14 protein-coding genes are annotated in these 13,535 nt (G+C 44.2%); 7 read left to right on the top strand and 7 right to left on the bottom strand.

Annotated elements, in window-relative coordinates; genetic code table 11:
- Nucleotides 1–125: 125 nt before the first annotated feature.
- On the top strand, nt 126–1,268 hold the full coding sequence (locus tag JMX96_RS08560; protein WP_227676993.1) for a formate/nitrite transporter family protein: 1,143 nt from the start codon (nt 126–128) through the stop codon (nt 1,266–1,268).
- A gap of 189 nt (nt 1,269–1,457) precedes the next feature.
- On the opposite strand, the gene JMX96_RS08555 is transcribed toward JMX96_RS08560, so the two are convergent.
- From JMX96_RS08555 to JMX96_RS08530, 6 genes are all read right to left on the bottom strand, one after another.
- A complete protein-coding gene (locus JMX96_RS08555; protein WP_201568676.1) occupies nt 1,458–2,381 on the bottom strand; it encodes a bile acid:sodium symporter family protein in 924 nt (307 codons plus the stop codon).
- 306 nt (nt 2,382–2,687) lie between these two features.
- Nucleotides 2,688–3,194, bottom strand: a complete 507-nt coding sequence (locus tag JMX96_RS08550; protein ID WP_201568675.1) for a YbjQ family protein — start codon at nt 3,192–3,194, stop codon at nt 2,688–2,690.
- A gap of 93 nt (nt 3,195–3,287) precedes the next feature.
- Nucleotides 3,288–3,728, bottom strand: coding sequence for a YbjQ family protein (locus JMX96_RS08545; RefSeq protein WP_227676992.1), 441 nt, complete (start codon nt 3,726–3,728; stop codon nt 3,288–3,290).
- Between the two features lie 108 nt (nt 3,729–3,836).
- Nucleotides 3,837–4,394, bottom strand: coding sequence for a YecA family protein (locus tag JMX96_RS08540; protein WP_201568674.1), 558 nt, complete (start codon nt 4,392–4,394; stop codon nt 3,837–3,839).
- Between the two features lie 271 nt (nt 4,395–4,665).
- Nucleotides 4,666–4,902 (bottom strand): PA3496 family putative envelope integrity protein, encoded by a 237-nt coding sequence (locus JMX96_RS08535; protein ID WP_057761656.1) that lies wholly within the window; start codon nt 4,900–4,902, stop codon nt 4,666–4,668.
- Nucleotides 4,903–5,088: 186 nt separating this feature from the next.
- The gene (locus JMX96_RS08530; protein WP_201568673.1) at nt 5,089–6,552 is read right to left on the bottom strand and encodes a hypothetical protein; all 1,464 of its coding nucleotides are present in this window, start codon (nt 6,550–6,552) and stop codon (nt 5,089–5,091) included.
- 448 nt (nt 6,553–7,000) lie between these two features.
- Between JMX96_RS08530 and serB the strand changes: the two genes are divergently transcribed.
- The 6 genes from serB to hemJ all read left to right on the top strand — a co-directional run bounded on the left by serB (nt 7,001) and on the right by hemJ (nt 12,775).
- On the top strand, nt 7,001–8,191 hold the full coding sequence (gene serB / locus JMX96_RS08525) for a phosphoserine phosphatase SerB (RefSeq protein ID WP_201568672.1): 1,191 nt from the start codon (nt 7,001–7,003) through the stop codon (nt 8,189–8,191).
- Nucleotides 8,192–8,507: 316 nt separating this feature from the next.
- Complete coding sequence (locus JMX96_RS08520) at nt 8,508–9,503, top strand: DUF368 domain-containing protein (protein ID WP_201568671.1); 996 nt, start codon at nt 8,508–8,510, stop codon at nt 9,501–9,503.
- Nucleotides 9,504–9,785: 282 nt separating this feature from the next.
- Complete coding sequence (gene aciT, locus JMX96_RS08515; RefSeq protein ID WP_227676991.1) at nt 9,786–10,178, top strand: AciT family ciprofloxacin tolerance protein; 393 nt, start codon at nt 9,786–9,788, stop codon at nt 10,176–10,178.
- Nucleotides 10,179–10,384: 206 nt separating this feature from the next.
- Entirely contained in the window at nt 10,385–10,891 is a 507-nt protein-coding gene (locus tag JMX96_RS08510; protein WP_165597886.1) for an SCP2 sterol-binding domain-containing protein, read from the top strand.
- Between the two features lie 245 nt (nt 10,892–11,136).
- Nucleotides 11,137–12,300, top strand: a complete 1,164-nt coding sequence (bioB, locus tag JMX96_RS08505; RefSeq protein WP_201568670.1) for a biotin synthase BioB — start codon at nt 11,137–11,139, stop codon at nt 12,298–12,300.
- A 40-nt stretch (nt 12,301–12,340) separates the two neighbouring features.
- On the top strand, nt 12,341–12,775 hold the full coding sequence (gene hemJ / locus JMX96_RS08500; RefSeq protein ID WP_057762639.1) for a protoporphyrinogen oxidase HemJ: 435 nt from the start codon (nt 12,341–12,343) through the stop codon (nt 12,773–12,775).
- 112 nt (nt 12,776–12,887) lie between these two features.
- Here the strand turns inward: hemJ and JMX96_RS08495 are convergent, their stop codons facing one another.
- Nucleotides 12,888–13,526, bottom strand: a complete 639-nt coding sequence (locus JMX96_RS08495) for a hypothetical protein (protein ID WP_201568669.1) — start codon at nt 13,524–13,526, stop codon at nt 12,888–12,890.
- Nucleotides 13,527–13,535: the final 9 nt, after the last annotated feature.

Raw genomic sequence — 13,535 nt, 5'->3', positions numbered from 1 at the left:
TAAAGCCTGAAGGCGATTTATTACTCAAATTGTTAATCAATTAACAACAACAATCAGAAGAATGGGAAATATAATAGAGATTACTTATGCAGCAAAATCATTAGCCTATAACCAGCGAGCCAACCGTGTCCCAAGATACCGAGCATGACCATGATTCTCAGGCTAATCGACCAAACGATGAGCGTACAAATGCGAGTACCACTACTCCTGTGCCTGAAGGTGACGGTACGCTAGAAGAAAGCGGCAGCCCTTCCAAAGATGATGAGGTAAATAAGGACGCCGACGACACTACAGATAGTGACGTAGATGAAACTACAGACAACGATGCAGACGAACCTATCAAAGCCACCGAAGACTTAGAAAATGACGACCTGCCAGAAGAAATCAGCGACGAAGACAAAGAAACCATCAAAAAGGTTGCCAGTGACGACAATCTAAGCCAAGCGAAAAGCTACGCCAGTATCTTAGTCGAGCAAGTTATCCACGCAAAAGAAACTTTTGAGCGTTCACTTGGCTCGCTATTTACCAGCGCCTTTACGGCTGGGCTAGAGATTGGCATCAGCTTTTTTATGATTTTATCAGCGTTTGCCCTACTTAATGACGCAATACCAAGTCGCTATGCCATGGTGCTGTCGTCACTGCTGTATCCAATCGGCTTTATTATCGTAGTGATTGGTCAATCGTTATTATTTACAGAGCAGACTTCCCTCTTGAGCCTGCCTGTCTTAAATAAAATTGAACCGCTGCACAAGCTCCTGCGGCTATGGGGTATCGTCATCGCTGGTAATATCGTTGGCGGTTGTATCTTTGCAGCGTTAATGATTGGTCTAGGGCTGCATATGCACCTGTTTACAGACCATGCTATCGATGTCTATGCCGAGCATATCTTAGGTTTTGAGTGGTGGGTTATCTTTGGCAGCGCCGTGCTGGCAGGCTGGATGATGGGCGTGGCCGCATGGCTAGTGACCTCTGCACGGGACACACTTAGCCGTATCGTACTGGTGACGCTTATCACTGGTAGTATTGGGTTTTTAGGTTTGCATCATAGTATCGTGGGCAATATCGAGGTATTTTCAGCATTACTATATGGCAATACCGTCAGTCTCTGGCGCTACTTGGTATTTTTAGTCGTGGTACTGGTAGGCAATACGGTAGGCGGTGTGGTATTCGTCGCGGTACTCAAAAACCGTACGTTCTTATTTGAAATTGAAAAAGTAAAAGAGCAAGCCGCCGAGGCAAGAGCGAAAATGGACAGACGAAGATTTTAGACTTGAGATAAAACTGGTTTGAGCTAAACTAATTTGAGTTAAAACGAGCACTAAACACAAAAACCCATAACCAGCTTCATTATACGAAGCGGATTATGGGCTTATTTTATTGCACTATACACTGTTGATTTTTGCCAAGTACTGTCTCAACGGGCGCAACAATGCGTTACTAAGGTTATCTTAAACCTCTTACATTCTACGTGCTGCCAACACGCTGTTTTCTATCTCGGTTCTTTTGGCTTTATTGTGCTGGGCAGTAAATACTCTGACCATGATACCAGCGGTCAAGAACATAATTAGCGTATAAATGGCTGGCGTCATCGACATCTTATAGTTAGCCAACAGCGTCAGTGCCATAAACATTGAAAGCGTACTGTTTTGTAGGCCGACTTCCATAGTAATCGAGCGTCTTTGTGCAGGATTTAGACCGAACCATTTGCTGGTGTAATAACCAAGCGCCATCGTCGATACGTTCAGTATCAATGCCACAGGGCCAGTAGCAATTAACGCTTCAACGATGATATCTCGTTGCACATAGCTTAAGAAAAGTACCAAGAAGCTCAAAAATATCACGCCAAAACGAGACACCATCACCTGTCCCTTGTCTGCCGCGTTAGGGGCATAGCGTTTGATCAACATACCAATACTGACGGGTAAGATAGTCAGAGCAATTAGGCTGACCATGGTCTTGACCACTGGCAACTGAAACTCACTACCCGCTCCCATGAAATATACGAGCGAAAAACTAAGGACGATAGGAATAGTAAATACGGTAATGACACTGGCAATAGCGGTCATGGTGACCGAAAGTGCAACATCACCTTTGGCTAAATAGGTAAATAGATTCGATGTCGTGCCACCAGGACACAATACCAGCAACATAACCCCAACGGCATACTCTGGCTCGAGAGACATAGAGGTTGCCAAGACAAAACCTACGAGCGGTAAAAATATTAGCTGATTGGTCAAGCCTATGGCGACTGCTTTAGGGTATTTGACGACTCTCTTAAAATCATTGGTAACTAAGGACAATCCCATTCCCATCATAATCAAAAAGATACTAATGGGAATGACTTTTGCATTTATAAACGTGACTAACTCAACACCTTCCATAACTACATCCTTGTAGATAGAGCCCTTACACGGGCAGGTTTATGACAACCTCGTCATGCTCAATCAGCCAATCCTGCTGATATCTTGGGTAAAAGCCACCGACGTTGTCAGCTCTTTATATGACTCTTTTCCATACAGTCGTGTTTTTTAAACCGACAATTTTTGATAAAACTGGTTACTACGAACCGAAATAATAACGGAACGGCAAAATTCAGTATATCGTTGTAAAAGTGTATGGTTTTGATTTTTCTGACTACTCGTCAGTCAATTATAGGTTTTTACACTTGAAAATAAACTAGAAATGATTTAAGCGGAGGTTTTGTGATTTATAGCAGATGTGGGTTTAATATGGTCGATACTGATAACAGCTGTACCGTAGGCGATGGCTTCGACCATACTGCCTAATTGGTTAACATTGGTGACTTCAAGGCGTAACCCATAGATATGCGTGTAGCCTTTGGCTTTTGCCTCAGTCCGCATACGAACGATGGCCTCGCGACGGGCACGATCTAGCAAAGTCTCATAGGTGGTTAAGTTTTTGCCAAAGACACTTAATACGCGAGCGATAATCATTTTGAAATAATCTTGAGCGATGACGACACTACCAAGCACTAGCTCACCTTCACTACCCGCTGCTAACTTGGGACGGTATAGACGTTCGCTTGAGACAGTGATATCGCCCAATGCTTGCTCTGCTACTGTTAGCTGTGCCAAATGCTGACGCTCATGGCGTGACCCGAAGAACCAGCCAGCCGCGAATAAGAAGACAAACGGCCCATAATTGATGAGCACTTGCGTGAGTGAATCATTCATAGCACGTTTCTCATCGTAAAAAGCATCGGTGCTTTTAGCATTGTAGGATTTGGTATTGTAGTCTTTAGCATTGTAGCTTTTAGTATTATAGGATTAACCAAAAGGATTGAAACGCGGTAAATCATCGGGTGCGACTTGGGTCTGAGTGTTCGTATTTTGACTAGAATGGTTGTAACCATCGCTTGGCGGGGTTTGATACTGTTGTTGTGATATCGGCGCAACCTTAACCGCAGTACCATAGACAAACAGCTCTGACGCACCTTGGGCGATGCTAGAAGTCGAAAAACGCAGACCGACCACCGCATCAGCACCGAGCGCCTCTGCTTTAACAATCATGCGATCGATTGCTTCTTGGCGTGACTCTTCCAATAGCTCGGTATAAGCCGTCAGCTCACCGCCAACGATGTTTTTTAAACCAGCAAACAGATCTTTACCGACGTGCTTTGAACGCACGGTACTACCGTACACCACGTCTAGGCGTTCAGTGATTTGATAGTTAGGTAGGTGCTCAAGATTGGAGAGTTGCACAGTCATAGGATGACCTTATCGGTGACTTATAAAATATATAGTAAATCAAAGCGCTGCGATACAGCATAGACAAGACAGAAACAGCACTACTAATAGCGCTGCTTCTTAGCATCATTAATCGTTGGTATGAAACAACAAAAACAATTCAGTCAAATTACCTTCGATGCTATTGGCCATCTGTACCATTTTGTCTTCGTCTTTACGCATCTCAGACAGCTCTGGATCTTCATCATCGATACCGCTAAGTACGATCATTGGTAAGGTCAATACTGCTACGTCTTCTGCCGTCTCTTCGTCTTCGAACCAGTCGCTTGCTTCATCACCATACATGGCATCGACAAAACCGATTGACCAAGCAACGATGTCTGACTCGTCAGAGAAATCAACCGCCACTTCTTCGTTACCAGCATCTTCACCAAATGGTAATTCGATCGGCGTCTCGTTTTTTAGCTCAGCCATGATCGAATCACGCCAGCGTTTGATGCCATCGATGACGTTTTCTGGAATCTCACTTACATGACCTTCGAACAGGGCATCCATCCAGTTAGGCAATGGACGACCGATGACCGTCGCCGTCAAAAAACCATGCGCTGCGACACTATCTAGCACGAACTGGCTTTCTTGATTGTCCAAATAGTCTAGTAATTCATCAAAACTTAGTTGGTTACTCATAATTTGGTTTTCCTTAACAGATAGATGTCATCAATCGCAGTGGGCGATCGGTTAAATAAAAGAGGACGAGTACTTAAGTAGAGACTAAAGGCTGCTTAGTTAATCAAACTCAAGCAACCTCTATCGGGTAAGTATTATCGAGATGAACGGGTTGCGAGCAACCTAGAAAATTAGAAAACAGCAGGCAACCAGTTTGATTGGTTAAATGATTTTAGTCATTAAAATAGCCATTAGAGCACTTTAGTCCACTGAAACGACTGATGCCGACAAATTAAAAATCGTCATCATCCCAATCATCGCCGTCTTCATCGAAGTTGTCTATGTCGTCTAGATCGTCTTTTAACTCTTTAGCCAAACGCTTTTCTTCTAGCAAATTATCGATTAGCCGACGTTTTTCAAGACTACTTAAACGTGTACGCACGCTCGTCTCAGCTTCTTCAACCATCTTTGCATCATCATCGTCGACAAAATCATCATCAAAATCGTCGTCAATATCAGCGTCACTCATGACAAACTCCTATCATTTTTAGGCAAGGGTATTAAGAATACATCAATATATATATGCCTTATAAAGTCTCTATTGAATGTTGTCAATCCTTTTTCGCAATATGGTACATTTCAACCCTACGATTAAGATAGTCCAGTAGGCTATATAACAGACAATTGTAATATAAATGACCAAATACAGTTGGCATTAAATGTGTAGCTCGTCCTCGTCCTCGTCTTCAATCATCAGAACCGCGTTGCGCACATCAGCCAAACGCTGAATCAATGAGTCATTAGCACCATCAAATATCGCACACTCGCGCTCATAGACAGTGGTTGGACGCATGATGTTATGTACTTGTATATGATTGCTGATTTGCTTGAGACCGGCATTTGGCAATAGTATTAATAGCTGCTCTTTTTTGCCTATACTCTGGAGCAAATGGGTCATTGGCTCTGACTGCGCATCATCACTCACGCCCGCTTTCGCTGGCAAGGCAAAACGCGACAGCTCAATATGCTTGTCGTGGATAATTTTGTTGAGCATTAAGTATAGCTTGGCAAGCATCACACCTGCGAGTGCCACTTTTGCATGACTATTATCAGCCTTTAGTACCACACTTGCGCCATTGTCTTCGAAGTGCGCTTCATTCATCGCACTCACGCCCAGTAGCAATGGTTGTCTTAGCAGCTCGGTCACGGCTTGATTGAGCAGCTGCGTGCAGAGTGCTAGATAAGGCAGGCGCTGCGCAGGTGCAAGGCGTTCAAGCATATTGAACTCATCATGGAATACGACTTGAACTTTGACGCTATCAACAGACCGTGTGGCAGATAACTTAGACGTATGGCTGGCAACTTGAGAAGCAACACCGTCTGTATCTGCTATCTCGCTTTCGCTACCTTCACTCGCACTCGCTAGATTGTCAGTATCGCTACCTGCCTCTTGGTTTTGCTGGGTTCTAAGATACTCATTCACTTCATTATGTACATTGAATTTGCGGGCATTAGTCACTTCGTCATCTGTAGCATTAGCCGTATTATCAGTCGCTACTTGACTGTCTGCTAAATGAGACGCTGATTGACCCATTGACTGTCGCTCAAGTTCACGGTCGTAGCCGCGCTGATCGACTGGTCTGTATTGGTCACGATACAGCTCTTGGATATCTCGACTTAACGCATTGATTTGCTCTTTGGTCGGACGAGCAAGGTAACCGTAAATCAGCCAAAGCAGTAAATGTAACAGCATGGTGCCGATGACAAACGGCCATTGCATGGCGATAATCTCGCCTTTGCTGACGTCTTTTAGGGTCAGTGCAACGCTACCGATGACTGCATCGCCATTGGTGGCGATTTGACGAATGGTGTCACCTTGCTGCATCGGCGCATTGCCTACTGGCACCAAGATATCGTCGTTGTTGTCCTTAATCAGTATCCGTGTGACGTCTTGCTCGCTGGTATAGCGGTTGGCAATAACGCTTAAACTCACACGGTCTTTATTTTCTAAAGACAACCTTGCTTCATCAATCAGCTGGGCGACCATCTGCTCGCCTTTTAACGCACGACTATTGCTCAGCTGTTGGTCAGTACTAATGACCAATAACAGCGTCTGCAAACAAAAACTAACCAGAAGAATAATGGCAAACAACCCTTGCCGCGGCGCTAAATACGTCATGATATGTTAAACTTTTTTGGAGAGAAGAAATTAAAAAACGAGGCTATTGCTCATTTTTTGGCTAATTTTTAAACAATTGTGATGTGCGCTAACTATAGTGCGCACATAGTGATAAAGCGATATTGATTATTAACGACTATCAACACCATCAATATTGTTGCCAGCTTCGCTATCTTTTGCCTTGCAATCTTTTGCGAGGCATCGTTAATAACAAAGCACCGTCGATAAACAGCCAACTTATCTCATCTACTATATCACCATAATAAGCCTTATAGCGTGAGCGCTTTATAAATTTATCATAATAACTTTATTGCATTTTCTATGGCTTCTTACGCCATAAAATCTGTTTTTTAGCATCATTGTTACTTTGCGCGTCATCTATAGGCGCTGCCCAGTAAAACTGTTATTATTCCTAATCTTATATGAGCATACAAGGGACAATTGAGCCATGCCAAAAAATACATCTTATTCGTTACCAAAAGACAGCAAAGCATGGCAACAAGCCGTTGATTCTATTGCGGCATTATTACCCGAAGATACCAATTTGCAAGACTTTGATGCGCTACAGTCGCTACCTGTTTTTGCGCTCATCGTAGTACTGCCGACTCAGGTATCTGCATTAGATATTCATCAATACGTTCAGTCGTGGGTCGACGAACAGCCAAGTTGGCATTTAGTGACCGTTGCCGAAGATACTGACGCTAGCTTCGTCAATATCACGGTATCTGATACAGAGCCTACAGCAGCAGACGCACAGCGCCTACCCTTTACCCATACTCAAGTCTACCGTTATCTGCTAGTACCAGTCACTGACACGCTGATGCACCCTGGCAAAAAAACCGCAGCCGCTCACATTATTGATGATCAGCTGACCACTCGCTTGCGTCATGACCTAACTGAAGAATATAACAATACACGCAGTGCAGATAGCACAGGCAACATAAACGTCGTGGACTGTCATATCCTATCTGTCGGTCATATGCTACGGACACACAAGCTTGCCTGCTTTGATATGGACTCAACCTTGATCGAGCAAGAAGTCATCGTGGAGCTGGCAAAAACGGCTGGGATTGGCGAAGAAGTTGAAGCCATCACTGAAGCCGCAATGCGCGGTGAGATTGACTTTGATGAATCATTTGCTCAGCGTGTGGCCTTACTAAAAGGCACTTCTACTGATGTGCTTGATGATATCTGTAGCCGTCTAACGTTATCGACTGGTGCGCGCACTACGATCAGTGCGCTAAAAGCACTGGGTTATCATACGGTGCTAGTATCAGGCGGCTTTACTTATTTTGCTCGTTACATCGCTGAGCAGCTAGGTATCGATGAAGTACATGCCAATGCTTTAGATATCGAGGAAGGTGAAGTCACTGGTCATGTACAGTGGCCTATTGTCAACGGTGCCAAAAAAGCTGCTATCGTCGAGCATACTGCTGAGCGCTTAGGCATTGAGATGTCACAAGTGGTCTGTGTCGGTGACGGTGCTAACGACTTACCGATGATGGCACTGGCTGATCTGGGTGTGGCCTATCATGCTAAACCAATCGTTCAAGCACGTGCTGATGCCGCTATCAACGTGACAGGACTTGAAGGTACTCTGTACGCTCTTGGCTACCCAGCACTAGCGCCTACTGAGTAATTGCAGAACGCTTTATGCCATTTCATAAGCTAGGTTAATGTTTTGTCATTAATCTGGCTTTTATGCTTTAGAGCGTGGCTTAAACAAGAAAATAGCGTAGATAGTACCGATATATTAACCAGCTATTTGACGATGTCTGACAAGATTTATCCATTTTTAGTTCAGTTAAATGACTATCAAATGAATGGAAGACAAGCCTTAGTACGTGATGATAATTAATAAAATCTGCTATGCACACTGATGTTTAGCTCACGCCTGTTTTTAGCCAATGCTTACTTTTAGATAACACTTATTTTTAAATGATAAAGGAATACCCATGACGGCACCACAATCTCCACGGCCAACTCAGCCGTCAGCGCCAACGCCACTAGAACCAGATACGGTACCTGTACGTACCGATGGCCCAAAACAGCTGGTAGGTATTTATGTCAGAGGTATGGCCATGGGATCAGCTGATATCGTACCTGGCGTCTCTGGCGGCACTATTGCGCTGATTGCAGGGATTTACGAGCGTTTGATTAACGCGCTTGGTAGTATTGGCCCCAATCTTTGGACGATATTTCGTCAGGAAGGTGGCATCAAAGGATTCGCTGCAATTTGGCGACAAGTAGACGCGACATTTTTATTGTGTTTGCTACTGGGTATTGCCACTAGCTTTGCGACGTTGGCCGGTATCATTAAGCATTTATTGGACAACCAACCATTGCTTATTTGGTCGTTCTTTTTTGGACTGGTTGTCGCAACGGTATTTATCTTACTTAGTGAGATAAAGCGCTGGAATATAGGACGTGTCGCGCTGTTCGCGACTGGGCTTATTGTCGCCGTAGTCATCAGTAGTATGCCGTTGCTTACGACCACGCCTAGCTTACCGTATCTGTTTTTTGCAGGGGCAATTGCTATTTGTGCCATGATCCTACCGGGCATATCAGGGTCGTTTATTTTGCTATTGCTAGGCGCCTACGATGCAGTATTAGAAGCGGTCGATACGATGAATTTGAGTGCCATTTTCACAGTCATTGCGGGTATGGCGACTGGGCTATTATTATTCACGCGCGCACTTAAGTGGCTACTCTCGCATTATTACCAAGCTACCTTAGCATTGCTGACAGGCTTTATCGCAGGCTCTCTAATAAAAGTCTGGCCATGGAAAGTAGATGCGCTAGGATCACTAAATACTGAAGCTGTCCATAACGTAATGCCGTGGCAATACCCTACTGGCGCACAGTGGTCAACGACAGTAGGACTTATGCTACTCGGTGCTATTCTAGTTTCGCTATTATCGTGGTGGGGTAATCGTACCAATCGAGGCTAAGTATTTAGCAAACTAACAATCCTGTTTGCTAGTTTGGATTGGTTTGCTAGCTAATAAATATATTCCTAGACTAGCAAAACCATTTACGTATTCCTCAAAATAAGCGCCACTCCTCACGGCGCTTAGCCTAACATCTAGCAATCAAATATCGCAAAACAAGCCAAAAAACCAAACGTCAACGGTTGTCGCAAAGTCGCCTATACCCTCTTCAGCTTTACTCAATAACCTCTCATAATAGTCTCATTGGAATTCACCTTATGAATAGCGAGATGAATGATGTTAATGACTATATTTTCTTTTATCGGTATAGAGGCATGGAGCGGCGCGGCATGGCTGGGTTATGGACTACTAGCCAGTTTAGTAGTGGTGCTCGCCTTGTCGTCATATCGTTGGCTACTGCTATATCTGTTTGGCGGGATGGCCTATTGGTTCACCGTTGAGTTGATTCAAAATATATTAGCCGGTCGTCCTATGTTGATGGAGCTATCATCATGGCATCGCTATATCATCGCTATGGGCATCAGTTGGTTACCGTTGGCAGCTTGGGTACTGTATCGGGCATTACGATATGATGACGTGAGCCAAACAGTTAGTCAGCAACGTGAGCTAGAAGCCGCACGCTATATCGAACACACTCCTGTCTACGATGATAACTATCAGCCACGTTTCCGTTAAAACTGTCCTATTTATACCTCTGTTTGTCTATATCAACACCTTACTTACGTCAGTGACATCGAATGTTACAAGATACTTAACGCTCTCTACTTAACTCCTAAAGAGTTGACGCCCTGTGATAGTTTATAATCCAGTTATATATTTGTCATAAAAACTGGTATAAAGTACGCTTTATTTTTATGCCTCATTTCTTTAGGAGTTCTGCTATGTTTACTGTTCCTGTATTAGATATCAAATCTGATCCATTAGATGCTTTATTGGCTGTCGTTGGCTATCGTTTGTCTATGTTAGCTGATAGCGATAACGAAGATGTCAAAGCGTTATTCGCTGATCGCCAAGTTACGATTGAGTTTGCTAGTACTGAGTCAGATATCGCCCGTTCTTTTAGCTTTGACAATGGACAGTTCAGTCAACAAAGCGGCCATGCAAAAGAAGCCGATTTGACCATCACTTTCAAAGACTCTATGACTGGCGTGAGACTGCTAACCAAAGGTAGCTTACCTGCCTTTATGACTGCTGTACAAGAAGGTAACTTGAGCATCGAAGGCGACTATAGCCTAATGATGTGGTTCAACAAACTTGCTAAGCATATCGTCCCAGCCATCCCAGAAGAGTGCAAACCGTATATCCAAAAAGCCAAACCTTACGCTTATAAAGCACAGAAACTTGCTGAGCATTGGGTTGGTATCGCCAAGCACAAACTTGGTAAATAAAAAGAATGGTGCACTGAGTGATAGTCATTGGTAGAATGGATGATATAGAACTAAATAGCCAAACGTATAGTTACTATTTATGTGCGCTACTGTGACAATTACACATACTGTCTAGCAGTGTTCTGATTTTCTAAAAAGGTTGCGGTATACTATACGGCAACCTTTTTTGTTACCTTATAAATGACAATAGATAAAAACATTGGTTTTATTTAATACCCTCTAATTCTTATAAAAGGACTTACCTTATGGCAGGATTGCTTAGCATCTCCGAACCTGACGCCACCCAGCCAACGGACGCATCCACTCAGCCAGATACGACCAACAGTGATTTTTTGGCCAATCTAGCCACAGACGCGACTCAAACTGATAGTAAAGTAGCCACTGCATACAGCCGTGAAGAAATCGCGCAACTGTTTGACTTACCTCTAATGGACTTGCTGTTACAAGCGCAGACCATTCATAGAAAGCATTTTACTGCCAATGAAGTACAGATCAGCACGCTACTCTCTATCAAAACGGGCAACTGCCCCGAAGATTGCGGCTACTGCTCACAGTCGGGCCACCATCGCGACACCACCAAACTACAAGCAGAAAAACGCATAGAAGTTGACAAAGTCATCGCAGCGGCCAAACGTGCCAAAAACAGTGGCTCATCGCGCTTCTGCATGGGTGCCGCGTGGAAACATCCAAGTGCCAAAGACATGCCTTATGTGGTTGAGCTAATCAAGGAAGTAAAAGCATTGGGACTTGAAACTTGCATGACACTGGGTATGCTCGATACCAATCAAGCAACACAGTTGGCCGATGCAGGGTTGGATTACTACAACCATAACCTAGATACTTCGCGCAGCTACTATGAACAAGTCGTCAGCACGCGTAGCTATGATGAGCGCTTAGACACGATAGAAAACGTGCGTAACTCTGGCATCAACGTCTGTAGTGGTAATATCGTTGGTATGGGTGAAAGCCGTGATGACCGTATCGATTGGGTACTTGAGCTGCTAAAAATGCCAAAAGCGCCTGAATCAATTCCAGTCAACTTACTGGTGCCTATTGCAGGTACACCGATTGGTGACAAAGTATTAGCCGAAGGTCAGCTGTCTGTACTTGAGTGGATTCGTACTATTGCGGTCGCCCGTATTTGCTGCCCGACTAGCTACGTGCGTCTATCTGCTGGTCGCGAAAGCCTGTCAGATTCTGAGCAAGCCTTGGCCTTTATGGCAGGTGCTAACTCATTCTTTTATGGTGACAAGCTTCTTACCACCGGTAATGCGAGCCAATCAGGCGACGATAGACTCATGCGTGAGCTTGGCCTCACCAAACAGTTTGCCGCACCAAGAGCGCCTAAAGTACTGCCTGTAATGGATGCTATGAGTGGTCATCAAACACAAGTTGTGTTGGCAGATTAAGATAAAGCTAGAAAATACAAGTTAAGCAAGAGAAACTATGATGGCAGATTATTTTAACTGGATTAAAGCGGCGCACATTATCTCGATGGTCTGCTGGTTTGCGGCGATATTCTATTTGCCGCGCCTGTTTGTCTATCATGCGATGAGTGACGATAGCATCAGCCATGAGCGCTTTGCCATTATGGAGCGCAAGCTATATCGCGGTATCATGACCCCATCGATGATAGCGACATGGATTTTTGGTCTATGGATGTTAGGACTGGGCTGGGATGTCTATAAAACCCAAGGTTGGCTCCACGTCAAATTACTATTAGTAGTGCTGCTGTCAGGCTATCATGGCGCTTGCGGTTTCTATCGTAAAAAGCTGATAGATAATCCACATTATAAAACGCATAAATTCTGGCGCTGGTTTAACGAAGTGCCTGTCTTCGCCTTAGTGATTATCGTCATTCTAGTCGTGGTAAAACCATTTTAAGTTCAGAAAAACCAATTAAACATGCAAAATAAAAGCGTCCGTAACTTTAATGAGTTGCGGACGCTTTTTTATTCACTTATAAAACATGTTGTCAAACTGAAGATATAGAGCACTAAACGCTCGGACGCATAATTTGATAAACATTGCTTAAGTCATAAACGCGATAACGAGCCGGTTCACGGCGATTTTCGCCAGCATAGCTCAGTATTAATGCTTGCTTGGCACGCTCATCGACCCAACCGACAAACAGTCCACTATGCTCGACGCCATTGTAACCATGATTGATATAATAGAGCCAGTCGCCTGCTTCAATCTCACTGCTACTAGCATAGGGCCCTTGCGCATAAGTGCCTTTGTGTATGGTATTACGCGATACCCCTGCCCGATTGAATACAGCATTTAAATAGTCCCAGCAGCCACCTTGAATAATCGTGCGCTCGTTAAGTGCCATTTTGCGGGCGGTACTGACTACCTCACGGGCTGCCATACTACTCTGCGTCTCTGCATTACTCAGCAGCGGTAGATACTCGCTATCGACATTGTCATAGTTGCCTGATAAAAACGCTGGTAAGACTGTAGGTGCTGAACGCTGTACCTCAGGATAACGATAGGACGTATTCATCGTTGGTTGAATAGATTTTTGGGCGATAAGCATACTCATACTATCTGCATGGGCTTGTCCTACCATGCCGCAGGTAAATAGTAAAAAACCGCACGACGTGGCGACTGACGGTATAGACAAACGCAGCATGACTAACTC

The sequence above is a fragment of the Psychrobacter sp. JCM 18900 genome, assembly GCF_904846625.1.
Classification (GTDB): domain Bacteria; phylum Pseudomonadota; class Gammaproteobacteria; order Pseudomonadales; family Moraxellaceae; genus Psychrobacter.
Note: the sequence above shows the minus strand (reverse complement) of the source record. Positions and strands in the feature narration are given on the sequence as shown.